20 protein-coding genes are annotated in these 24,128 nt (G+C 67.2%); 10 read left to right on the top strand and 10 right to left on the bottom strand.

Annotated elements, in window-relative coordinates:
- Positions 1–122: 122 nt before the first annotated feature.
- The 10 genes from V5F74_RS21690 to V5F74_RS21645 form a co-directional block, all read right to left on the bottom strand.
- Complete coding sequence (locus V5F74_RS21690; protein ID WP_029556290.1) at positions 123–1,139, bottom strand: alginate O-acetyltransferase AlgX-related protein; 1,017 nt, start codon at positions 1,137–1,139, stop codon at positions 123–125.
- Entirely contained in the window at positions 1,136–2,218 is a 1,083-nt protein-coding gene (locus tag V5F74_RS21685) for an alginate O-acetyltransferase AlgX-related protein (RefSeq protein ID WP_394009954.1), read from the bottom strand. The genes V5F74_RS21690 and V5F74_RS21685 overlap by 4 nt, the downstream gene beginning before the upstream one ends.
- Positions 2,219–2,236: 18 nt before the next feature.
- Positions 2,237–3,622, bottom strand: a complete 1,386-nt coding sequence (locus tag V5F74_RS21680; RefSeq protein WP_394009953.1) for an MBOAT family O-acyltransferase — start codon at positions 3,620–3,622, stop codon at positions 2,237–2,239.
- Positions 3,623–3,631: 9 nt separating this feature from the next.
- Positions 3,632–4,336: an alginate O-acetyltransferase AlgF gene (locus V5F74_RS21675; RefSeq protein ID WP_394009952.1), complete on the bottom strand. Its 705-nt coding sequence runs from the start codon at positions 4,334–4,336 to the stop codon at positions 3,632–3,634.
- A gap of 157 nt (positions 4,337–4,493) precedes the next feature.
- On the bottom strand, positions 4,494–5,399 hold the full coding sequence (locus V5F74_RS21670) for a hydroxymethylglutaryl-CoA lyase (RefSeq protein WP_394009951.1): 906 nt from the start codon (positions 5,397–5,399) through the stop codon (positions 4,494–4,496).
- Positions 5,399–7,399, bottom strand: a complete 2,001-nt coding sequence (locus V5F74_RS21665) for an acetyl/propionyl/methylcrotonyl-CoA carboxylase subunit alpha (protein ID WP_029556285.1) — start codon at positions 7,397–7,399, stop codon at positions 5,399–5,401. The genes V5F74_RS21670 and V5F74_RS21665 overlap by 1 nt, the downstream gene beginning before the upstream one ends.
- Complete coding sequence (locus tag V5F74_RS21660) at positions 7,396–8,184, bottom strand: enoyl-CoA hydratase-related protein (protein WP_029556284.1); 789 nt, start codon at positions 8,182–8,184, stop codon at positions 7,396–7,398. Before V5F74_RS21660 ends, V5F74_RS21665 begins: the two co-directional genes overlap by 4 nt.
- A 25-nt stretch (positions 8,185–8,209) precedes the next feature.
- Complete coding sequence (locus tag V5F74_RS21655; protein WP_029556283.1) at positions 8,210–9,817, bottom strand: carboxyl transferase domain-containing protein; 1,608 nt, start codon at positions 9,815–9,817, stop codon at positions 8,210–8,212.
- A gap of 309 nt (positions 9,818–10,126) precedes the next feature.
- On the bottom strand, positions 10,127–10,813 hold the full coding sequence (locus tag V5F74_RS21650; protein WP_081837523.1) for a TetR/AcrR family transcriptional regulator: 687 nt from the start codon (positions 10,811–10,813) through the stop codon (positions 10,127–10,129).
- Between the two features lie 308 nt (positions 10,814–11,121).
- The gene (locus tag V5F74_RS21645) at positions 11,122–12,708 is read right to left on the bottom strand and encodes an AMP-binding protein (protein WP_394009950.1); all 1,587 of its coding nucleotides are present in this window, start codon (positions 12,706–12,708) and stop codon (positions 11,122–11,124) included.
- A gap of 217 nt (positions 12,709–12,925) precedes the next feature.
- Here V5F74_RS21645 and V5F74_RS21640 point away from each other — a divergent pair, with 217 nt between their 5' ends.
- The 10 genes from V5F74_RS21640 (at position 12,926) to V5F74_RS21595 (ending at position 24,127) form a co-directional block, all read left to right on the top strand.
- Positions 12,926–13,774 (top strand): ABC transporter ATP-binding protein, encoded by an 849-nt coding sequence (locus tag V5F74_RS21640; RefSeq protein ID WP_245279297.1) that lies wholly within the window; start codon positions 12,926–12,928, stop codon positions 13,772–13,774.
- 22 nt (positions 13,775–13,796) lie between these two features.
- Positions 13,797–15,746, top strand: coding sequence for a long-chain fatty acid--CoA ligase (locus V5F74_RS21635; RefSeq protein ID WP_250165460.1), 1,950 nt, complete (start codon positions 13,797–13,799; stop codon positions 15,744–15,746).
- On the top strand, positions 15,746–16,639 hold the full coding sequence (locus tag V5F74_RS21630) for a branched-chain amino acid ABC transporter permease (protein ID WP_024276586.1): 894 nt from the start codon (positions 15,746–15,748) through the stop codon (positions 16,637–16,639). The genes V5F74_RS21635 and V5F74_RS21630 overlap by 1 nt, the downstream gene beginning before the upstream one ends.
- Positions 16,640–16,643: 4 nt before the next feature.
- Positions 16,644–17,714, top strand: a complete 1,071-nt coding sequence (locus V5F74_RS21625) for a branched-chain amino acid ABC transporter permease (RefSeq protein WP_394009949.1) — start codon at positions 16,644–16,646, stop codon at positions 17,712–17,714.
- A gap of 77 nt (positions 17,715–17,791) precedes the next feature.
- Positions 17,792–19,072 carry an ABC transporter substrate-binding protein gene (locus tag V5F74_RS21620; RefSeq protein ID WP_029556278.1) on the top strand — a complete coding sequence of 427 codons (1,281 nt, stop codon included), beginning with the start codon at positions 17,792–17,794 and terminating at the stop codon, positions 19,070–19,072.
- A 133-nt stretch (positions 19,073–19,205) separates the two neighbouring features.
- Positions 19,206–20,051 (top strand): ABC transporter ATP-binding protein, encoded by an 846-nt coding sequence (locus V5F74_RS21615; RefSeq protein ID WP_029556277.1) that lies wholly within the window; start codon positions 19,206–19,208, stop codon positions 20,049–20,051.
- A gap of 179 nt (positions 20,052–20,230) precedes the next feature.
- A complete protein-coding gene (locus V5F74_RS21610) occupies positions 20,231–21,475 on the top strand; it encodes a phenylacetate--CoA ligase family protein (protein ID WP_394009948.1) in 1,245 nt (414 codons plus the stop codon).
- A 159-nt stretch (positions 21,476–21,634) separates the two neighbouring features.
- The gene (locus V5F74_RS21605) at positions 21,635–22,660 is read left to right on the top strand and encodes an ABC transporter substrate-binding protein (protein WP_029556275.1); all 1,026 of its coding nucleotides are present in this window, start codon (positions 21,635–21,637) and stop codon (positions 22,658–22,660) included.
- The gene (locus tag V5F74_RS21600) at positions 22,657–23,418 is read left to right on the top strand and encodes an ABC transporter permease (protein ID WP_029556274.1); all 762 of its coding nucleotides are present in this window, start codon (positions 22,657–22,659) and stop codon (positions 23,416–23,418) included. The genes V5F74_RS21605 and V5F74_RS21600 overlap by 4 nt, the downstream gene beginning before the upstream one ends.
- Positions 23,387–24,127 carry an ABC transporter ATP-binding protein gene (locus V5F74_RS21595; protein ID WP_029556273.1) on the top strand — a complete coding sequence of 247 codons (741 nt, stop codon included), beginning with the start codon at positions 23,387–23,389 and terminating at the stop codon, positions 24,125–24,127. The genes V5F74_RS21600 and V5F74_RS21595 overlap by 32 nt, the downstream gene beginning before the upstream one ends.
- Position 24,128: the final 1 nt, after the last annotated feature.

Raw genomic sequence — 24,128 nt, 5'->3', positions numbered from 1 at the left:
TGCCGTAAAGGGATCATTTACTTTGATGGCGCGTTTGTTGCCAAAGCGTAAACGAAAACGGCGCGCGAGGAGGCGTTCCGCGCGCGCCGTTAACACTTCGGCAGGAGACCTTAACGAAATCTCTATCGGCGAACCGCTGCCAGCATCCGGTCGCGCCAAGTCTGGGGCGGCATGATGGAGGGCACGTCCCACTGGTCCGTCGCCTGCGGGCCGCTGTGGAACGGTCCCTCGTTGAACTGCCAGAGCAGCACCTGCGGCGGGCTCTTCGCGAAGTCGGGCGAGGTCACGTATTGCAGGAAGGTCGCCCACGGGCCGACATTGCCCGGGTTCCAGGTGAGCGACACCGGCCGGTCGAGGGCGTTCGACAGCTTCTGCGGGAAGCCAAGATAGGGCTGGACGAAACTGTTGCCGATGATGTGCACCGGCGCGGGAGCCGAATCCACTAGCGAGGTCTTGGCCGGCGCCGGCGTGCGCACAGTGTAGAGGTCCGGCCCGATCTGCTTCTGCTGGTCCGGTGTGAGGAAACGCTGGGCAAGGTCACCGAGATGGCGCTGCGTGACCCATTCGCCAAGCTTGTCGCCGGGCGGGCTGCCGGCGAGCTTGCCGACCTTGGCCTTGATGGCCTGCGCCACCGCATCCGCCGCCGCCTCGGAGGCCCAGGAGGTCCAGTGGTAATCGGCGCGGTAGAAGCTGGTCTGCTTGCCTGTCTGTACCGACTTCAAGGCTGGGCGCAGGTCCACGGTGTCGATGCCGGCCTTCCTCAGCTGGTCGATGATGAAGTCGTATTGGCCGGCGACGTCGGCGGAAACCGTCGTCCCGTCCGGCAGCTTCTCCTTGTAGAACGGCGCCTTCATGGGCACGACCATGACCATCAGCGTCACGTTGCGCGTCGCAAGCGCCGCCTTTGCCTCCTGCAGCAGCGCGACGTTGGCGGTGATGCCGGCGCGGTTGAGGACGGTGATGCTCTCCCAGCCGGGAAACAACCAGCCGTCCTTGCCCGAGATGATGCCGCTGTTCTGCGCCGCCGCCGGGGTGGGCAGGCCGGCAATGCCCGCTGCTAGCAGGCCGCCCGCCAGCATGGTTCCAGCCAGGAAGCGGCGGCGGGTGAATGCGCGTCCAGCACCGGCGACCTTCGTCATTTCGCATCTCCCAGAAAGCGGCGCTCGACATCCGTCAGCGGCCGGGTGAGCGCCCGCATGGGGAATTCCCACACCACGAGGCGCGTTTCAGTCAAAATCTGCGGCTCGTCCATCAGAAGTTCGAGAAGCTGGCCGGCAAAGCCGGAGCCGTCGCGGCTCTTCTGCGCCACCTCATAACCTGAGGCGGCCTGGAGAAAGTCGAGGAAGCCGGAATTGCGCGAGAAGGACGAGCCGGCGAGCACCACCTGCGGTCCCGGTACGTCATCCAGCAGCCCACCGGTGCGGGTGATGGCGGCGGACACCTCCGGCTCCTCGTCCGGCTGCGGGCCGGACCAGCGCCAGGTGCGCTCAAGTCCGGCGAGGCGCATGAGGTCGCCGACGCGCGGCTGGGGCGGGCTCTCCGAAAGGGTGATCTTCTGCGTGCCCGCACCGATGCGCTTGCGCACCGCCTCCGCCACCCGGTTGGCGGCAAGCTTCGCGCCGGCGACGTTCCAATGGGTGTCGGTGCGCAGGAAACCGTCTGCGCCGGGGAAGCCGGGCGCGATCTCGACCTGATCGAGCCCCAGCGCGCGGCTCTGCGCCCACCATGCATCAAACCGCCACCGCGACTCGCGGGAGACCGAGGCGCCGCACAGATGATCCGCCGCCAGAAGCGCCTTGTCCGGAACGGGGAGCACCACGAGGGCGACGTTTCGCGCGGCGAACCGGTCGCGGATCTTCGCCGCGATCTTCAGCCGGGTTTCGAAATTGGCCCGCGCCTGCGGCGTCTCGATCATCTCCTCGCGGTAGAACAGCCAGCCGGGGCAGCCGGCGCGCACTAGATCACCGGCATCTCCCAGCACCTTGTAGCCGAGGCCGGAGACCACATCCTCCAGCCCCGTCAGCTTGGGGAGTGCCGCGGTGATCTGTTTGTCGAGCACCGCGGTGAAGCGGCCGGTCAGGACATTTTCGGGGGACGCCGCTGCCGCGAGCGCCGTGCGCGCCTCCTCGCCTTTCAGGTGCACGGCGACGAAGCCGAGGCCGGTCAGCATCAGCGCGAGGAAGGCGAGGGTTGCGAGGGCGCGGGCGAGATGCGGCATGGTCGCTTGATCGCCCCCTCAGAACTGGAAATAGAGGAAGGGCACCACCATCCGCCCCTGCAGCACCAGCACGGCGAACAGGAACAAAGGCAGCGCCGTCCAGGCGCGCAGCCAATGGCCGGGATTGGGCGCGGAGGGATCGATGCGCATGAGCTTCGGCAAATAGACGAGGCCGATGCCGAGCACGACCGTCGCGATCTCCACCGGCCGGATGGCCGCGCCCATGGCCGGGCTCAGTGGGATGCCGTTGGCGCCGGCGAGGCCGGAAAAGATCACCCCCGCCTCGGCCCAGCTCTGCGCGCGGAACAGCGCCCAGCCGACCATGACGAAGGCGAGCGTGAGGACATGCCCCGCAAGCGCCCCCGTTCCCGGCAGGCCGAGATTCTTCCACACCCGTCCGACCATGAGCCCGAACCCATGCCAGAGGCCCCAGACGAGGAAGGTCCAGCTCGCCCCGTGCCAGAGGCCGCCGAGGCCCATGGTGATGAGGAGGTTGGTGGACACGCGGCCCGTGGACCCGCGATTGCCCCCCAGGGGAATGTAGAGATAGTCCCGCAGCCAGCTCGACAGCGAGATGTGCCAGCGCCGCCAGAACTCGGCCAGCGAGGTGGAGAGATACGGGTTGTCGAAATTCTCCGGGAATTTCAGCCCCACCATCAGGCCGAGGCCGATGGCCATGGCGCTGTAGCCGGAGAAGTCGAAATAGAGCTGGAGCGTGTAGCCGGTGACGGAGAGTAGCACATCCGCCGTGGTGGGATGGGCGATGGCGTAGCCGGCATCCACCATGGGGGCGAGCGTATCGGCGATCAGCACCTTCTGGGCGAAGCCGAGCATGAAGCGCTCGACGCCGAACATGAATTCGGCGCGGTGGAAGGTGCGCTCCTTCAGGCGCTGCGCCACCCATTCGTAGCGCACCACCGGGCCCGCCACGAGGTGGCCGAACATGGACTGGTAGGTGGCATAGTTCACGAACGAGGGCTCGGCCTTCACCGTGCCGCGGAACACGTCCGTGGAATAGGAGATGGCGCCGAACACGAAGAAGGACAGGCCGATGGGCAGCAGCACGTCCGGCCAGCCCCAGACCGAGGCGGTGAGCACCTCGGTCGAATGCACCAGCATGTTGGCGTATTTGAACCAGATCAGCGACGCGAGCGGCCAGACGATGCCGACGAACAGCGCCCAGCCCCGGGCCCGCCCTTCGGTGCGGGAGATCCACAGGCCCGTCGCCCACGACCAGATGGCGATGGAGACGATGAGCGGCAGGAAGTCCGCCCGCCACCAAGCGTAAAACAGCCAGGAAAAGGCGAGGATGGCGACGTTGCGCGCCATGCCCGGCGTCAGCGCATAGACGATGAGGAAGACCGGGAGGAACAGGAAGAGGAAGCTGTCGGAGGCGAAGACCATGGGGCCGGATCAGTTGCCCGGCCCGCGATAGGGCTCCGTCTCGTCGCGCTGGCCCGTCAGCTTCGGCCCGTTGGCACCGGGCAGGAGGAACAGGCTGTAATGGTCGCCCGCTTTCAGGGGCGGTAGCTTCAGCGGCTGCGACACCGCCGTTCCGCAGCTTGCCGCCAGAACCGCCTCGATGGGATTGATGGCGCGCTGGCGGGTGTCGTTGGTGGCGACGCCCTCGAACACGACGGGGCCGCCATCAGCCACCGCCACGCTTGCCGTACAGCCGGGCACCAGATTGTAGACGCGCAGCTGCGCCTTGAGGTCGTTGCGGCCCTCGGTGGGGTCGGCAATCACCACGGCCGGGCCGGTGGCCGGGACGATGACGGTGGAGAAGGCATCGGCGGGCGGAACGATGCCGCCCTCGGCCGGCTTGCCGGCAATGCTGACGGCGAGCGGCGTGCCACCCTTCACGATGCGGTAGATGGTGGCGGTGTCTCCGGCGGGAACGGCCGCAGCCGCCGCGCTGCCGATTGAGATGGGCGCGCCGCTCGCGGCAAGGTCCACCACCCGGACATAAGCGGAGCCGGTGGGCGGCTTCGGCGCATAAAGACGCGTCAGCTCCTGCGCAGCCGCAGGAGCAGCAAGAGCAGCAAGCGCAAAGGTCGCCAGCGCGAACCGCCGCATGGCGCGGCCCGAAACGGTCAAAGCGGCATTGGACGCGGGCATGAGCGCGATCCCGAACTGACCGGCAGACCCTGCGCCGGTTTCACTTGGCGACAGTTAGGGGTTGCATCCCGTCAAGGCAACGGAGCGCCCCCTTCAACTGCCGTTAAGGTTACGGGATAAGGGCGACCGACGCCACCGGCTCCACCTCAGCCGGGCGTCACGCACATTTGGCCGCCAGCGCCTGCGCGACCTTGGAGGCCGGCGTGCGGCCGAGCGCTGCGGTGATCGCGCGGCCGGCGGCGGCGAGGCGGTCGAGATCGACGCCGGTCTCGATGCCGAGGCCGTTGAGCATGTAGACGAGATCCTCGGTGGCGAGATTGCCGGACGCGCCCCTGGCATAGGGACAGCCGCCGAGCCCCGCCACGGCCGAATCCACCGAGGCCACGCCGATGTCGAGGCAGGCCAGCACGTTGGCCAGCGCCTGCCCGTAGGTGTCGTGGAAATGGATGGCGGTGCGCTCAAGGCCGATGCGTTCGGCCACGGCCCCGGTCACCGCCTGCGCCTTGTCGGGCGTGCCCACGCCGATGGTGTCGCTCACCGAGACCTCGTAGCAGCCCATGGCGGTGAGGGCTTCCGACACCTCCACCACCTTCGCCACCGGCACCTCGCCCTGATAGGGGCAGCCCAGCGCGCAGCTCACATAGCCGCGCACCGCGACACCGCGCGCGCGGGCGAGATCGATGAGCGGGGTGAAGCGCTCCAGGCTCTCGGCGATGGTGCAGTTGATGTTTTTCTGCGTGAACGCCTCCGAGGCCGCGGTGAACACCGCCACCTCCTCGATGCCGCAGGCGAGCGCCAGCTCCAGCCCTTTCAGGTTGGGCGCGAGCACGGTGTAGCGCACGCCGGCCCGGCGGTTGATGGCGCCCAGCACCTCGGCGGTGTCGGCCATCTGCGGCACCCATTTGGGCGAAACGAACGAGCCGGCCTCGATCATCTTCAGCCCGGCGTCGGCGAGGGCGTCGATGAGCGCCACCTTGGCGTCGAGGGGCACGATGCCCGGTTCGTTCTGCAGCCCGTCGCGGGGGCCGACCTCGACGATGCGGACGGAAGCGGGGCGGGCCATCAGGCGTCCTCCAGAACCAGAAGCTCGGCGCCCTCGTCCACGAGGTCGCCCACGGCGAATTTCAGCGCCTTCACCTTGCCATCGCGCGGCGCGGCGACGGTATGCTCCATCTTCATCGCCTCGACCACCACCAAAGCGGCGCCCTTCGTCACCTCCTGCCCTTCCTCCACCGCGATGCGGATGATGGTGCCGGGCATGGGCGCGACGAGGCGGCCGGCGGTGCCGGTGGCGGCCTGCGAGGCGAGGCGGGGGTCGATGAAGTCCACCGCATATTCCCCACCGCGCACGAATACGGTGAGGCGGTTGCCGGTGCGGATCACCCGCGCCGACAGGGCCACCCCGTCGAGGCGGGCACGCAGGCTGCCGTCCGCTTCCGCCTCGCCCTCCACCGCCATGTCGCCGCCGGGCAAGGCCAGGATGAAGCCGTGGGGGCGGAAATGGGCGCGGATGTCGATGCGCCGTTCGCGGTCGGCAAAGGTCAGGTCCACATGGGCGTCGCGATTGAGCCGCCAGCCGGGCGCGAGGCCCCAGGGCGACCACGGATCGGCCGCATCCACCGTCTCGGCCGACTGGCGCGCCTCCTCCTTCAGGATGGAGAGGGCGGCGAGGGCCAGCACCATGTCGTCCACCGGCGCCGGGGCGGGCAGCAGCACGTCCTGGTGGCGGGCGATGAAATTGGTGTCGAGTTCGGCCGCTGCAAACGCCGGATGGGCGGCGATGGCCTTCAGGAACACCCGGTTGGTGGCGAGCCCCACCACTTCCGTGGCGGCGAGCGCCGCCTCCAGCCGCCGCACGGCTTCGAGCCGATCGGCGCCGGAGACGATGATCTTGGCGATCATCGGATCGTAGTGGATGGAGACCGTATCCCCGGCCCGCACGCCGGTATCCACCCGCGTGTGGTCGAGATGGGAGGGCAGGACGAGATGGTCGAGCCGGCCTACCTGGGGCAGGAAGTCCCGCGCCGGGTCCTCCGCATAGAGCCGCACCTCGATGGCGTGGCCCTCAAGGGGAATCTCCTCCTGCGTCAGCGGCAGGGTCTCGCCCTGCGCGACGCGGATCTGCCATTGCACCAGATCCTGCCCGGTGATGGCTTCCGTCACCGGATGCTCCACCTGCAGGCGGGTGTTCATCTCCATAAAATAGAAATGCTCGCCCTCGGCGATGAACTCCACCGTGCCGGCGCCGCGATAGCCGACTGCCTTTGCCGCATCCACTGCCGCCTTGCCCATGGCGGCGCGGCGCTCCGGCGTCATGCCGGGGGCGGGGGCTTCCTCCACCACCTTCTGGTGGCGGCGCTGGATGGAACAGTCACGCTCGTGGAGATAGACGCAATTGCCGTGGCTGTCGGCGAAGACCTGCACCTCGATGTGGCGCGGGGTGGTGAGATATTTCTCCACCAGCACCTTGTCGTCGCCGAAGGCGCTCTTCGCCTCGCGCTGGGCGGAGGCGAGGGCCTCGGGGAAGTCTTCCGCCGAGCGCACCACCTTCATGCCCTTGCCGCCGCCGCCGGCCGAGGCCTTGATGAGCACCGGGAAGCCGATGCGCTCCGCCTCGCGGGCGAGCAGGCCCGCATCCTGATCCTCACCGTGATAGCCGGGCACAAGCGGCACGCCCGCCTTCTCCATCAGCGCCTTGGCGGCGCTCTTGGAGCCCATGGCGCGGATGGCCGAGGCGGGCGGGCCGACGAAGACGATGCCGGCCTGTTCGCAGGCATCGGCGAAGGCGGCATTTTCGGAGAGGAAGCCGTAGCCGGGATGGATGGCATCCGCCCCGCTCTTCTGCGCGGCGTCGAGAATGGCGTCGATCCTGAGATAGCTCTCGCGCGCCGGCGCCGGGCCGATGGGATAGGCCTCGTCCGCCACGGCCACATGCAGCGCGTCCGCGTCGGCCTCCGAATAGACGGCGACGGTGCGCAGGCCCAGGGCCTTGGCGGTGCGCATCACGCGCACGGCGATCTCGCCGCGATTGGCGACGAGCAGGGTGCGGATCGGACGGATCATGCGGCCCCCCAATTGGGTTTTCTCTTTTCGAGGAAGGCGGTGACGCCCTCGCGTCCGTCGGCGCTGGCGCGCTGGTCGGCGATGCGATGGGCGGTGTCGGTGATGACGTGGTCGTCGAGGGGCTTGTCCACGGCGGCGACGAGCGCCTTGGTGGCGGCAAGCGCGGCGGGGCTCGCCGCCTTCAGCGCCTTGAGATGGCGGGCGATGGCGGCGTCCAGCTCCTCCGCCGGCACCACCTCATGGACGAGGCCCAGCTGCAGCGCCGTCGCGGCGGAAAACCGCTCGGCGGTGAGGAAATAGCGCCGCGCCTGACGCGCCCCCATGGCCCGCACCAGATAGGGGCTGATGACCGCCGGGATGAGGCCGATGCGCACCTCGGTGACGGCGAATTCCGCCTCCGGCACCGCCACCGCGATGTCGCTCGCCGCGATGAGGCCGGTGGCCCCGGCGAAGGCCGAACCGTGGATGCGCACGAGGGTGGGCTTGGGCGAGAGATCGATGGTGCGCATGAGCTTCGCGAGGCCCAGCGCATCGGCGAGGTTCTCCTCCTGCGAATAGGAGGCCATGCGGCGCATCCAGTTGAGATCGCCGCCGGAGCAGAAGACCGGCCCATTGGCGCGCAGCAGGATGGCGACGGCCGACGGGTCCGTGATGGCCGCCTCGTAGGCCTGCGTCAGCGCGGCAATCAGCGCGTCGTCGAAGGCGTTGCGCACCTCGGGCCGGTCGAGGGTGAGGATGGCGACGCCATCTTCGACAGTTGTGGTGAGGCCAGTGCTCGGGCTCATGGATTTCGCCTTTCGCGCCCGTCCATCACATGCGGAACACGCCGAAGCGTGTCTCCTGCTCGGGGGCGTTGAGGGCGGCGGACAAAGCGAGAGCCAGCACCATGCGGGTGTCGGCCGGGTCGATCACTCCGTCATCCCACAGCCGGGCCGAGGAATAATAGGGATGGCCCTGCACCTCGTACTGGTGGCGGATGGGCGCCTTGAAGGCTTCCTCCTCCTCTGCCGGCCACGAGCCGCCGCGACCCTCGATGCCGTCGCGCTTCACCTGCGCCAGCACCCCCGCCGCCTGCTCGCCGCCCATCACCGAGATGCGGGCATTGGGCCACATCCACAGGAAGCGCGGATCGAAAGCGCGCCCGCACATGCCGTAGTTTCCGGCGCCGAAGGAATTGCCGATCACCACCGTGAACTTCGGCACGGACGCGCAGGACACGGCGGTGACGAACTTCGCGCCATCCTTGGCGATGCCGCCCGCCTCATATTTCCGCCCCACCATGAAGCCGGTGATGTTCTGGAGGAAGACGAGGGGAATATTGCGCTGGCAGCACAATTCCACGAAGTGCGCGCCCTTCAGCGCGCTCTCGGAGAAGAGGATGCCGTTGTTGGCGATGATGCCCACGGGATAGCCGAAGATGCGGGCGAAGCCTGTCACCAGCGTCGGCCCATAGAGCGGCTTGAACTCGTCGAACTCGGAGCCGTCCACGATGCGGGCGATGATCTGCCTCACGTCGAACGGCTGCTTGGGATCGGCCGAGACGACGCCGTAAATCTCCTTCGCATCGTAGAGCGGCGCGCGCGGCTCGCGGATGTCGAGGGAATGGGCTTTCGTGGTGTTGAGGTCGGCGACGATGGCGCGGGCAATGCCGAGCGCATGGGCGTCGTTCTCCGCCATGTGGTCGGCGACGCCGGAGGTGCGGGTGTGGACGTCCGCCCCGCCCAGCTCCTCGGCGGTGACGACCTCGCCGGTGGCCGCCTTCACCAGCGGCGGGCCGCCGAGGAAGATGGTGGCCTGGTTCTTCACCATGATGGACTGGTCGGCCATGGCCGGCACATAGGCGCCGCCGGCGGTGCAGGAGCCCATCACCACCGCGATCTGCGGGATGCCGGCGGCGGACATGTTGGCCTGATTGAAGAAGATGCGGCCGAAATGCTCGCGGTCGGGGAAGACCTCGTCCTGGTTCGGCAGGTTCGCGCCGCCGGAATCCACGAGGTAGATGCACGGCAGGTGGTTTTCCTGCGCGACGCGCTGGGCGCGCAGATGCTTCTTCACCGTCATGGGGAAATAGGTGCCGCCCTTCACCGTCGCGTCGTTGGCGACGATGACGCATTCGCGGCCCGAGACGCGGCCGATGCCGGTGATGATGCCGGCGGCGGGCACCTCGTCGTCATACATGCCGTAGCCGGCGAGCTGGCTGAATTCCAGGAAGGGCGAGCCGGTGTCGAGCAGCGTGCGGATACGGTCCCGCGGCAGCAGCTTGCCGCGCTTCAGGTGCCGCTCGCGGGCGACGGCGCCGCCACCCTCCGCCACCTTCTCCACCACGGACCGAAGCTCCGCAACGGAGGCTTCCAGCGCCTCCCGGTTGCGGCGGAATGCGTCGGAGCGGCGGTCGACCGCATCCTCGATGATCGCCATGAGCGCTCTCGCCCCCAATGCCCGGGCGCGTGGCCGACCGGACCGATGATCGGCCGGAGCGCACGCCCTTTCGCCTCAAGTGAAACGACCTCCACAAGGACCGACGATCCTCGAGGAGCCCGGCTCTCGCGAACCGGCAGCGGGGCAGCCGGAGGCAAAGCGCGCCGATGCCCGCGCAGCTGGGCGCAAGGCGGCTCGGGCGTCTCCCTCGGCGCCGGTCGATGCCGGCTTGGAAACGATCGTACGTTTTTTTATTGGAGGCGCAAGGGCTTTCGCGCGGTCATTTTCGTTGGACGGCGCGCCGTCCCATCACGTCCGCGCGGCCTTGGGGAGAGAGGCGGGCCGGCGCGCGGGCTTCTCGCGCTCCGGCAGCTCGGCCGGGGCTGCGAGGGGCTGAAGCGGCGCCCCTCCGGTGACGCCGCCGATGACGAGCGCGGTGTAGGTGTCCACGATCTCGTCCTGGCTCAATCGGCCGCCGGGCAGGTACCACATGCAGATGCCGGTGAGCATGGAGATGATGGCGTAGGTGGCGACCTTGGGCTCGCGCACCTCGAACACGCCCTGCGCCGCACCTTGGCGCAGGATCCCCTCCAGCAGCCCCTCATAGCGACGGCGCAGGCCGACCACGACGGCGCGATGCGCCTCGTCGAGGCTGCGAATCTCCATATTGGCGATGAAGACGTGGGCGAGCCGCGTCATGTGGTAGCGCAGGTGGAAGGCGCAGAAGACCCTGAGACGCGCCAGCGGGTCTTCGATGCCGGCGAGGTCCGCTTCCGCCTTGCCGAGCAGATCCTCCATGTGGTCGCGCACGATGTCGAACAGCAGGGTTTGCTTGTTGTCGAAATATTTGTAGAGCGAGCCGGACTGCAGGCCCACCTCGGCCGCCAGCTGCCGCAGGCTCATGGCCTCGTAGCCATGCTTGTAGATGAGCTTGACGCCCGCCTGCCGGATGGCTTCGGCGGTGCGTGCGCCGTTGGAACCGATGGTGCGCGCCATTGCCTTTTAACGTTCGATGTCCCGGCCCTTCAAAGGCCCGGCCCGGGTGTCTTCATTGCGCGAGCGGACTGCGCGAACGCGCGATCCGGCTGCGATCCGCGTGGCAGAGTGCGAGCCCAGCCCCCGCGATGCAAGATCATCTTGCGACACGAAATGCCGCTTGACCACAATAAAAAAGAACGCTTGATTGTTTAACCAACCCGGCGAAACGACCGGGCCGAGAAATCGGACAAGGCACCCGGTCCGCCGCACAGCGCGGGGTGCCGGATAGGGAGATGACGACATGGCCACCCTGCGGGCGTGACCTCTCAATCCTTGTGCATCGAAATGGCGTGGGATGCTTCTCCGGCGTAGTGGACGCAGCCGTCTGCATCCACGTGGCCGGTATCCCCGGTGATGTAATAGTCGCGGCCGAACCGAAATCTGGCCTCAGTCGCCGTTTCATCCTGGCTGTAGGCGCGAAACCAGAAGAGCGGCGAGCGCGGAACGTGGATCGCCAGTATTCCCTCCGCGCCCACGCCCAGCTCGGAGCCCGTGTCGTCGAGGACGACGAGGGAAAATCCGGGCGCGACCCGGCCGACGGACACACGATCGAGGGAGCGGGGATCATGCGGGTCATGCTTCATGCCGACGATCATGCCCGCTTCGCGGTGGCCGTACTGGTTCACCAGCGGCACGCCGAGCTTCTGCGTGACCCAGGAGATGATGTCCTGGGGCAGGGGCTCGCCGCCCACGGTGACGATGCGCAGCGCGAGGCGATGCGATGCCGCGACAGGATCGCCGCGGCGCCAGGCCCTGATCTGTGATGGGGCGGCGGTGAGGTTGGTGACGCGGAACTTCGACAGGACACGGTAGCCCTGTGAGACGTCGTAGGGCCCGTCACAGAACAGGATGGACTTGCCGATCAGGAGCGGGCCGACGAGACCGTAGAAAACGCCGTACTCCCAACCCTGGTCGGTCATGTTCCAGAATACGTCCTCGTCACGGACGTCGAGCCCGTGGCGCATGTATTGCTCGATTTCGGCCAGGGCGCGGACGGGGGTCAGGATGCCGTATCTCGGTTCCACCACCTTGGCCGAATAGGTCATGATGAACGGGTCGTTTTCGCCATAGGTGGCGGCTTCGGCCAGCGGCTCCGCCTCGTAGATCGACGACCAGAACTGCGTGAGGCGCCCTTCTATGCGGTTGATATGGTCTCCCTCCACGAGAAAGACGGGAGTGGATGGCGTGATGTACTTGCGGGCGCGCTCGACCAGCACGCGATCTGCGACGATCGCCTTCGCGCCGCCCGCCTCCAGGCGGGCGTTCACCGCCGATGCGGAATAGGTGGAAAAGAGCGGCATGTAGACCGCGCCGACCCGCCAGATTGCGAGGGCCGCAATGATCAGTTCAACGCCCTTGGGCAGCATCACGGCGACGCGGTCGCCTTTCCTGATGCCGACGGACGTCAGGACACGGGCAAACCGCGATGAATAGTCCGACAGCCTGCCGAAGCTCAGTTCCGAGGTCTGGCCCGATACCGATTCGTGGATCATGGCCGGAAGGGCGCGCTTGCCCGGCAGGTGCCGGTCGCAGAGCAGGTGGGCGAGAGATATGGCGTTTCCGCAATATTCCGGCCGTTGGTACAGGCTCGGATGGGGCGCGGGATCAGGCTGCGGCGCGTCCGACGCGGCCGGAGGTTTCCCGGCCCGATTGCTCATCTCCAGGAAGAATTCGCCGAAGGTGTAGAACCGGCTCGCCGCGTCATAGGCCAGCAAGCCCTCGTGAACGAGAGCCGCGGCAAGACGATGGGCGGTGGCCTTGGAAAGCCCGGTGCCCTCGACGAGTTCCGCGAGGCGCGCGCCATGGGACGGCGCGCCGGCCACGGCCCGCAGGACCGAAATGGCCCGGGACAAGCTTTGGGCGCCCTTGGGGCCCGAGTCCGGATCGGAAGACGCAAGCATGTCTTATTATGTGAGACGAATTCAATTCGACCGCAATATTTTTCGCGATCGCCTTAAGTCTCGCTTGAAAGATTCAAACGGTCGCTCGATAATGAAATCAATCAGCGTCTCATAATATGAGATAGCGGCTCATAGAAGCCAACCCGCGATGCGGGATAGGGAGGGGACCATGTCGCTACCTGCCGCTTCGGCCGGAGCTGCCACGGGCGTGTCTGCCCTGCTTGATGTGCAGAACATCTCGCTCCGCTTCGGAGGCCTCAAGGCGCTGTCCGATGTGAGCTTCCATGTGCGCCCCGGCGAGCTGTTCTCCATCATCGGCCCCAACGGCGCCGGCAAGACATCCATGCTGAACTGCATCTCCGGCCGCTACACGCCGAGCGACGGACGCGTGGTGTTCGACGGCGCCGACGTGACCAAGCTGAAGCCCAATCGCCGCGCCGAGATCGGCATCGGCCGCACCTTCCAGAACCTCGCGCTGTTCAGCCACATGAGCGTGCTCGACAACATCATGGTCGGCCGTCATCACCTCCTGAAGAACAACTTCTTCACCGGCGCGCTCTACTGGATCGGCGGCGCGCAGAAGGAAGAGCTGGAGCATCGCCGCAAGGTGGAGGAGGTCATCGACTTCCTCGATATCCAGCATGTGCGCAAGGCCACCGCCGGCACCCTCTCCTACGGGCTGCGCAAGCGCGTGGAACTCGCTCGCGCGGTGGCGCTGGAGCCCAAGCTCATTCTCCTCGACGAGCCCATGGCGGGCATGAACCTCGAGGAGAAGGAGGACATGGCCCGCTACATCGTCGATCTCAACGAGGAATGGGGCATGACGATCATCATGATCGAGCATGACATGGGCGTGGTGATGGACATCTCCCACCGGGTGATGGTGCTCGATTTCGGCCGCAAGCTGGTGGAGGGCGAGCCCGCCGCCGTTCTGGCTGATCCGCACGTTCGCAAGGCCTACCTCGGCGAGGAGGATCTTGAGATCGAAGAGGCGGCGCCCGCCGCCGTGTCCGCATGATGCGGCAAGGCTGAGGCGCACCATGGCTCCCATTCCCGCCTATCCCGACGTCACGGTCCACGACACCCTGCCGAAGCTGCTGCGGCTGAACGCGAAAGCCCACGCCGGCGAGACGTGGCTGCGCGAGAAGGACCTCGGCATCTGGATTTCCTACACCTGGGGCGAGGTCGCGACCCGCGTGCGCGACATGACCCTCGGGCTCACCACGCTCGGCGTTTCCCGCGGTGACGTGATCGGCCTCATCGGCGACAACCGGCCGGAATGGCTGATGGGCGAGATCGCCGCCCATGCCATCGGCGGCATGAGCCTGGGCATCTATCGCGATGCGCTGGGCGACGAGGTGGCCTATCTCGTCACCTATGCAGATGTTGCGGTGGTCTTCGCCGAGGACGAGGAGCAGGTCGACAAGCTGCTCTCGCTCGACGAGAAGATCCCCACCGTCCGGCACATCGTCTATTCCGACCCGCGCGGCATCCGCAAATATGACGATCCCCGCCTCATCTCGCTGAAGGAGCTGGAGAAGCGCGGCGCCGAGGTGGCCGCGCGCGATGCCGGCGCCTACGACCGCCTCGTGGATGCCGGCAAGGGCGAGGATGTGGCCATCCTCTGCACCACCTCGGGCACCACCTCCCACCCCAAGCTCGCCATGCTCACCGGCGGCGCGCTTTTGAGGCATTGCCGAGCCTATCTGGACATGGACCCGCGCCTGCCCACCGACGAATACGTCAGTGTTCTGCAGATGCCGTGGATCATGGAGCAGATCTACGCCTTCGGTCAGGCGCTCATCTCCCGCATGAAGGTGAACTTCGTGGAGGAGCAGGAGACGCTGATGGCCGACATGCGGGAGATCGGCCCCTCCTTCGTGCTGTTCGCCCCCCGCGTGTGGGAGCAGATCGCCGCCGACGTGCGCTCGCGCATGATGGATTCCTCCGCCCTGAAGCGCGGCATGTTCGACCTCGGCATGAAGCTCGGCCTCAAGGCGCTGGACGAGGGGCGGCGCTCGCCGCTCGCCGACTTCATCCTGTTCCGCGCGCTCAGGGACCGCCTCGGCTTCTCGCACCTGAAATCCGCCGCTACGGGCGGCGCGGCATTAGGGCCGGACACCTTCCGCTTCTTCCTCGCGCTGGGCGTGCCCATGCGCCAGCTCTACGGCCAGACCGAACTGCTCGGCGCCTACACGCTGCACAAGGAAAAGGACGTCGATTTCGACACTGTGGGCGTGCCGTTCGAGGGCGTCGAGATCCGCATCGACGATCCCGATCCCAACGGCCTCGGCGAGGTGGTCACCCGCCACGCCAACATGTTCACCGGCTACTTCCGCAACGACGAGGAAACGAAAAAGTCCTTCGCCGAGGAAGGCTGGATGCGCACGGGTGATGCCGGCTTCTTCAACGGCAAGGGCCATCTCGTCGTCATCGACCGCATCCGCGACATGGCGAAGACCTCGCACAATGATCGCTTCTCGCCGCAATATATCGAGAACAAGCTGAAGTTTTCGCCCTACGTGGCCGAGGCGGTCGTGCTGGGCGACGGGCGCGACAGTCTCGCGGCGCTCATCTGCATCCGCTTCTCCATCGTCTCCAAGTGGGCGGAGAAGAACCGCATCTCGTTCACCACCTATACGGACCTCTCGGCGCGGCCCGAAGTCATCGCGCTTTTGAAGAAGGAAGTGGAGGGGGTGAACCGGACGCTCGCCGAGAAGCAGCGCATCGGCCGTTTCCTCCTGCTCTACAAGGAGCTGGACGCCGACGACGGCGAGCTGACCCGCACCCGCAAGGTGCGCCGCGGCGTCATCAACGAGCGCTACGGCACCATCATCGATGCCATGTACGAGGGGCAGAAGGTGATCGACGTGGACACCACCATCACCTTCCAGGACGGCACCCGCCAGCGCATCAAGACCAAGCTAGACGTCATCGACCTCGGCGCTCCGCCGCCGGTGAAGGATGACGGAAAAAGGAGGGCGGCGTGATGCAATCCCAGCTCCTGCTTCAGCTCATCATCAACGGGCTCATCATCGGCACGCTCTATGGCGTGGTCGGCATGTGCTTCGTGCTCATCTACAAGGCGTCGCAGGTGGTGAACTTCGCTCAGGGCGAGTTCCTGCTCATCGGCGCCTGGACCTGCTGGTGGCTGCTGACCGCCTGGAACATCCCCTTCTTCTGGGGCTTCCTCATCGCCGTCTGCTTCATGATGGTGTTCGGAATCGCCGTGCAAATGATCGTGCTGCGCCCGCTCATCGGCGAGCCGATCATCTCCGTCATCATGGTGACGATCGGCCTCTCCATTTTCTTCCAGGCGCTGATGAAGTGGATGTTCGGCACCTTCGCGCAGCCGTTCCCGCCCATCTTCCCGGTGGCGCAGGTGAACATCCTGGGGCTGCAGGTGCAGACGGCCTATCTCATGTCCACGGGTGTCAGCCTCGCGATCATGGCGGGCTTCGCCTGGTTCTTTAAGTATTCGCGGCTCGGCCTCGCCATGCGCGCCACCGCCTTCTCCCAGCAGGTGGCACAGTCCCTCGGCATCTCGGTGCGCCAGGTGTTCGCGCTCTCCTGGGGCATCTCGGCGGCGGTTTCAGCGGTGGCCGGCGTGGTGGTGGGCATCGTCAACGGCGTGTCGTCGGCCCTCTCCTACTTCGGCATCAAGGTGTTTCCGGCGGTGATCCTCGGCGGCCTCGACAGCGTGTTCGGCGCGGTGGTGGGCGGCCTCATCGTCGGCCTCTTGGAAAACCTCGGGCAGTACGTGGACAGCCAGTATCTGAAGTGGGGCAACCTCTACGAGATCATCCCCTTCTACGCCCTGATCATCATCCTGATGATCAAGCCCTACGGGCTGTTCGGCACCCGCGACATCGAGAGGGTCTGAGGTCATGGCGCTCACCTCGCTCCGGCCGTGCGGCGACTATCGCACCAGCTACAAGGCCGACCAGACCATCTTCCAGACGCGGCTGACGCTGATCTTCGTCATCCTCGCCATCGCGGCCCTGTGCTGCGCACCGCTGTTCGCCTCGCGCTACGTGCTGAGCCTGATGATCCAGATCGGCTATCTCGGCATCGCCGCGCTGGGACTGAACATCCTGGTCGGATTCTCCGGCCAGATCTCCATCGGCCACGCGGTGTTCTTCGGCTTCGGCGGTTTCGCTTCCGCTTATCTGGCCAACAAGGGCGTGCCGGTGCTCTTCGCCATCGTGCTGGCGGGGCTGTGGACCACGGTGGTGGGTCTCATCTTCGGTCTGCCGGCGGCACGGGTGAAGGGGCTCTACCTCGCCATCGCGACGCTCGCCGCCCAGTTCATCCTGCAGGACTTCTTCGTGCGCGCCGAATGGTTCACCGGCGGTACCCATGGCGCCATCGCCGCGCCCTTCACCCTGTTCGGCTACGACATGTCGGGCGATGCGCGTTATTTCTACGTGGTGCTGTTCTTCGTGGTCATCGGCTACATCGGCGCCACCAATCTCATGCGCAGCCGCGACGGGCGGGCGCTGATCGCCGTGCGAGACCATTATCTCTCCGCCGAGATGATGGGCGTGAACCTCACCAAGTATCGCACCATGGCGTTCGGCATCTCGTCCTTCTACGCCGGCATCGGCGGAGCGCTCTATGCGCACTATGTGGGCTTCATGTCGGTGGAGGGGCTCGACATCCTCTTCTCCATCCAGTTCCTCGGCATGATCATCATCGGCGGGCTCGGCTCCATCATGGGCTCGCTGATGGGCACCGTTTTCATGGTGCTGCTGCCCGAGGCCACCGGCTGGCTCGCATCCGCGCTGCAGGGCTCGGCCATCGACCAGGCGCTGCACCTCAAAGACGGCATCACCTACATGCGCGAGATGCTGATCGGCCTCACCATCATCCTCTTCCTCATCTTCGAGCCGGACGGCCTCGCCCACCGCTGGCGCCTTATCAAGGCCTACTGGAAGCTCTATCCCTTCTCCTATTGACGCGTTCAGGTCCCGACGAAACCCGAGCCGAGGCGGCGCAGACCGCCCGGCGCAAGAGGAAACCCAAGGAGCCACAGATGAAGCGACTGACCCTTTCCCTCGTCTCTGCGCTGGCGATTGCCGCAGCGACGCCCGCGCTCGCGCAGTCGATCAACATCGGCCATCTCGCCGATTATTCCGGCGGCACCTCGGACGTGGGCCAGCCCTACGGTCAGGGCATCCAGGACACCATCGCCTGGATCAATGCCAATGGCGGCGTCAACGGCAAGAAGATCAATTCCGACTTCAACGAATACGGCTACCAGGTGCCCCGCGCGCTGGCCGCCTTCAAGAAGTGGGTGGGCACCGACAAGGTGGTCGCCATCCAGGGCTGGGGCACCGCCGATACCGAAGCCCTCGTGGGCATGGTGACGAAGGAGGAGATCCCCTATTACTCGGGCTCCTACTCCGCCTCCCTCACCGATCCCGTGGGCAAGGTGAACGCCAAGAGCGAGCGCGCCGCGCCGTTCAACTTCTTCTACGGCCCGTCCTATTCGGACGCCGCCCGCGCCATGGTGCAGTGGGCCGCCGACGACTGGAAGAAGAAGGGCAAGCCCGGCAAGCCCAAGTGGGTCCATATGGGCGCCAACCACCCCTACCCGAACTCGCCCAAGGAAGCGGCGGCGGAATATGCCAAGTCGCTCGGCTTCGAGGTGCTCGATCCCATCACCTTCGCCCTCACGCCGGGTGACTACACGCCCCAGTGCCTGACGCTGAAGCAGTCCGGCGCCAACTACGCGTATCTCGGCAACACCGCCGGCTCCAACATCTCGGTGCTGAAGGCGTGCAAGACCGCCGGTGTGGACGTGCAGTTCCTCGGCAACGTGTGGGGCATGGACGAGAACGCCATGAAGGCCGCCGGCGAGGCCGCCAACGGCGTCGTCTTCCCGGTGCGCACCGCCGTGACCTGGAACGGCTCGGCGCCCGGCCTTGCCACCGCCAAGGAGATTTCCAAGATGTCGGATGCCTCGGGCGCGGCCTATCGCCCGGTGCACTATCTCGCGGCCATCTGCACCGCCCTCTACATGAAGGAAGCCATGGAGTGGGCGGACAAGAACGGCGGCGTGACCGGCGTGAAGATCCGCGACGGCATGTACCAGAAGAAGGACTGGGTGCCGAAGGGCATGGACGGCGTGTGCAATCCCTCCACCTGGACCGCCACCGACCACCGCCCCACCACCCGCGTGGACCTCTACCGCTCCGTGGTGACGGGCCCCACGGACGCCTCCGTGGCCGACCTCGTGAAGGCCGGCACCATCAAGCTCGAAAAGGTCGCCACCATCGACCTGCCGCGCAAGACGGAACTGCAGGGCTGGTGAGGCTTTAACAGGGCGTCATGGCCGGGCTTGTCCCGGCCATCCACGTGGGACGGCCGGGCGCATCTGGCGCGGTCGGCTCCTGCGGGACGACGTGGATGCCCGGGACAAGCCCGGGCATGACGGTGCGATGAGGATGAATGCCATGGCCGAGGCCGCACTGAAGTTCGAACCCGCCGCCGAGACCGCGCCCCCGCTCCTGTCGGTGGACAATATCGAGGTGGTCTACAACGACGTCATCCTCGTCCTGCGCGGCCTTTCCCTGAAGGTGCCGAAGGGCCAGATCGTCGCTTTGCTCGGCTCCAACGGCGCCGGCAAGTCCACCACGCTGAAGGCGATCTCCGGCCTCCTGAAGACCGAGGACGGCGAGATCACCCGTGGCGACGTGACCTTCATGGGCGAGCGCATCAACGGCATCGAGCCGGACCGGATCGTCCGCCGCGGCATCTTCCAGGTGATGGAAGGCCGCCGCATCATCGCCGACATGACCTGCCTCGAGAACCTCCGCCTCGGCGCCTTCACCCGGCGCGACAACGAGGTGAAGAGCGACATCGAGCGCGTCTACGAATACTTCCCCCGCCTGAAGGAGCGCACCGGCCTTGCCGGCTATCTCTCGGGCGGCGAGCAGCAGATGCTGGCCATCGGCCGGGCCATCATGTCCCGCCCCAAGCTCATCCTCATGGACGAGCCCTCCATGGGCCTGTCGCCGCTTCTGGTGAAGGAGGTGTTCTCCATCATCAAGAAGCTGAACCAGGACCTCGGCGTCACCATCCTCCTGGTGGAGCAGAACGCCCGCGTGGCGCTCTCCGTGGCGGACTACGGCTACATCATGGAGCAGGGCAAGATCGTGCTCGATGGCAGTGCCGAGATGCTGGCGACCAACGAGGACGTGAAGGAATTCTACCTCGGCCAGGGCGGCGGCGAGGAGCGCAAGAGCTTCAAGAACCTGAAGAGCTTCAAGCGCCGGAAACGGTGGCTCTGAGGCTAGCGGGGGCGCCGCGATCTGAACAGCACGGCGTCATGGCCGGGCTTGTCCCGGCCATCCACGTGGAGCGGCCGGGAACACTACCAACCATTTCTCCGGCGGCCCGACGTGGATGGCCGGGACGAGCCCGGCCATGACGGCACCAAAAGGGACAGGGCGCGGGACAGGAAGACACCATGACCGATCCGAACCGCCACTACGACGCCAGCGAGACCCGCGATCCCGAAGCGCGCGAGCAGGCGCTGATGCAGGCGCTCGCCGCGCAGGTTGCCCACGCCAAGGCGAAGGCTCCCTATTTCGCCGCACTGTTCAAGGACGTGGACCCGGCCGCCATCACCACGCGGGCGGCGCTGGCGCAGCTGCCCGTCACCCGCAAGTCGGATCTGCTTGAGATCCAGCCGAGGAACTATCCCTTCGGCGGGCTGAACGCGACGCCGCCCGGCAGGCTGGCCCGCATCTTCATGTCGCCCGGCCCCATCTATGACGTGGAGGGCCACGGCCCTGATTTCTGGCGCTTCGCCCGTGGCCTGTTCGCGGCCGGCTTCCGCGCCGGCGACATCGTGCACAATTCCTTCTCCTATCACCTGACCCCGGCCGGCTCGATGATCGAGAGCGGCGCCCATGCGCTGGGTTGCGCCGTGGTGCCGGCCGGCGTCGGCCAGACCGACCTGCAATTGCGCGCCATCGCCGACATCCGCCCGCAGGGCTATGGCGGCACGCCCTCCTTCCTGAAGATCCTCGTGGACAAGGCACGCGAGACCGGCACCGACATCTCCTGCCTCACCAAGGCACTGGTGTCGGGCGAGGCCTTCCTGCCGGTCCACCGGGCGGAGCTGAAGGCCGCCGGTATCTCCGCCCGCCAGTGCTACGGCACGGCGGACCTCGGCCTCGTCGCCTATGAGAGCGAGGCCGAGGACGGCATGATCGTGGACGAGGGCTGCCTCGTGGAAATTCTGCGCCCCGGCACCGGCGATCCGGTGGAGGCCGTGGGCGAGGTGGGCGAGGTGGTCGTCACCCTGTTCGAGCCGGATTATCCCCTCGTGCGCTTCGCCACCGGCGACCTCTCCGCCGTGATGCCGGGCACCAGCCCCTGCGGGCGCACCAACATCCGCCTCAAGGGCTGGATGGGCCGCGCCGACCAGACCACCAAGATCCGCGGCATGTTCGTGCATCCCGTGCAGGTTCAGGCGGCGGTGAAGAAGCATCCGGCCGTGGCGAAGGCCCGTCTCGTGGTGGATCGCGCGGGCGACCAGGACGACATGGCCCTGGAGATCGAGGTCGCCGACGCCGCCGCGCTCTCGCAGGATGCGTTGCTGGAGGACATCCGCTCCGCCACCAAGCTGCGCGGCCGGCTGGTCGTGCTCTCGCCCGGCACGCTGCCCGCCGACGCCAAGACCATCGAGGACCGTCGTCCGGTGTGAGGCGGGAACTCTTCCCTCTCCGACTTTCTTAAATTCCTCTCAGAAAAGCCCTTTTGTTTCAGATCGTTATGGACACTTCTTCCCGGCGTCGCCACAGTGGCGGCGCATCGGGCGGGGTCGCGGGCGCGGCGCCGGCCGGAGGATTTCGGGAGGAAGGCCATGCTCACGCGCCGCCGCCTGCTGGCGCTCTCGGGCGCCGCGCTGTCCGGCGCTGCCGTCGCGCTTGCCGGCGGGCCACTCTCTCCCGCGCATGCCGCGCTGCCGCCCACCCGCCTCGGCATCCTGCAATTCGGCTCGGCCGCCTGGGAAATCGCGGCCATGGGCGCGCTGGGGCTCGATGCGGCCAATGGCGTGACGCTCGATGTCACCCGCTATGCCAACAATGACGCCGGCCGCGTCGCCTTCATGGCGGGGGCGGCGGATGCCATCGTCAGCGACCTGCTCTGGGCGGCGCGGGTGAAGGCGGACGGGCGCGATCTCGTCTACATCCCCTTCTCCTCCTCGGAAGGGGCGGTGATGGTGCCCAAGGGCTCCCCCATCCGTTCCGTCGCGGACCTCGCCGGCAAGAGGCTGGGGGTCGCCGGCGGCCCGCTCGACAAAAGCTGGCTCATGCTCAAGGCGACGGCGCAGGAGAAGGCTGGCCTCGATCTCCAGACCGCCGCACAGCCGGTGTTCGCCGCGCCGCCTCTGCTCGCGGCCGAGCTGGAGGCAGGCCATCTCGACGCTGCGCTGATCTACTGGACTTTCGCCGCGCGTCTGGAGCCCAAGGGCTTCCGGCAGATGCTCACCGTCGAGGAGATGGTGAAGGGCTTCGGCCTCGCTCATGAGCCGACGCTGGTAGGCTACGTGTTCGACGGCACCTTCGCCCGTGCGAACCCCGGTACGGTCGCCGCCTTCGCCGCCGCCTCCCGCGCCACCAAGACGGCGCTGGCCGATCCTGATCCCGCCCGCTCCGGGCCCGGCTGGGCGGCGGCGCGGGCGCAGATGCAGGCGGGAGACGAAGCCACCTTCGAAGCCTTGCGCCGCGGCTTCCTCGCCGGAATCCCCCGGCTGTCGCTTGCCGAGGAGCAGACGCTTGCCGCGCAGCTTTATGCCGTTCTGGTGAAGCTCGGCGGAACGAAGCTGGTGGGCAGCGCCACGCGCCTGCCGGCGGACCTCTATTTCCAGGCGCCGGCGGCGCGATGAAGCTGCTTTCTTCGGGCACCGCGGCGCGGGCGGCCTCGCTCGTCCTGCTGCTGCTGGCATGGGAGACCACGGCCACCCTGGCGCACAGCCGGTCCCTTCCGGCGCCCCATGCGGTGTTCGCCTTCATCGCGCGGGAGGCGACCGGGGGCGATCTTGTTTCCAACATCGCCATCACGCTGGCGCGGGTCGTGGTCTCCTTTGTGGTGGCCATGGCGCTGGGCTGCGCCATCGGCGTCGCCCTCGGCCGCTCGCGCAGGCTCGATACGGCTTTCGATACCTGGGTGATCGTGCTGCTCAACACGCCCGCCCTCGTCATCACCGTGCTCTGCTACATCTGGCTCGGCCTCACCGAGGCGGCGGCGGTGCTCGCCGTGGCGCTCAACAAGATTCCGACCGTGGCGGTGCTGATGCGCGAGGGCACCCGCGCGCTCTCCCCCGAGCTCGACGAGATGGCGAATGCCTTCCGCCTGTCGCCCATGGACCGGCTGCGCCACGTGCTGATCCCGCAGTTGCAGCCGCATCTCGCGGGGGCGGCGCGCTCCGGCCTCGCGCTGGTGTGGAAGATCGTGCTCGTGGTGGAGTTGCTGGGGCGCCCCAACGGCGTCGGCTACGCCATCTCGGTCTATTTCCAGCTGTTCGACGTGACCGCCGTGCTCGGCTATTCGCTGGCCTTCATGGCGGTCATGCTGGCCATCGAATACGGCGTGCTGCAGCCCTATGAAGCCCATGTCCGACGCTGGCGCCTCTCCGCTCATTGAGGCGGTCATCCGCGCCAAGACCTACCGGCGGCCCGACGGGACCGGGATGGAGGCCGTGTGCGGCATCACGCTCGCCCTTCGCAGGGGCGAATTCGTCTGCCTCATCGGCCCCTCGGGCTGCGGCAAGACGACGACGCTGCGCATCCTCGCCGGGCTCGACCGCGCCTTCGAGGGCGAGGTGAAGCCCGATCCCGCGACCCTTTCCATCGGCGTCGCCTTCCAGGAACCGCGTCTTCTGCCGTGGCGCACGGTGGAGGAGAACATCCGCCTCGTGCTGCCGAAGGCGCGCCGGGCCATGGACCTCGCTCCGCTGATCGCGCGCTTCGGCCTCTCGGCCCATGCGGCGCGCTATCCCGGCGAGCTGTCGCTGGGCCTCGCCCGGCGGGTGTCGCTGGCGCGCGCTATGGCGCTGGAGCCGGACCTTCTGGTGCTCGACGAGCCCTTCGTCTCCCTCGATGCCCAGGCCGCCGCAGAGCTGCGCCGCTACGTGGCGCTGGCGGCGGACGGCGGGACCAGCGTGCTCATGGTGACGCACAATGTGCGCGAGGCGCTGGAGCTGGCCGACCGCGTGGTTATGCTGGCGCCACGGCCCACCCACGTCGTCGAGGAGGTGTGTCTCGCCTTGCCGCGAGCCATGCGCGATGGTCCATGGATCGAGGCTGAGCGGGCGGCGCTGGCTGCGCGCTTTCCTCTGCTGCGGGAGGGGTGAG

It is taken from the genome of Xanthobacter aminoxidans, assembly GCF_043193615.1.
GTDB lineage: Bacteria > Pseudomonadota > Alphaproteobacteria > Rhizobiales > Xanthobacteraceae > Xanthobacter > Xanthobacter aminoxidans.
This window is presented reverse-complemented; position numbering and strand designations above follow the sequence as displayed.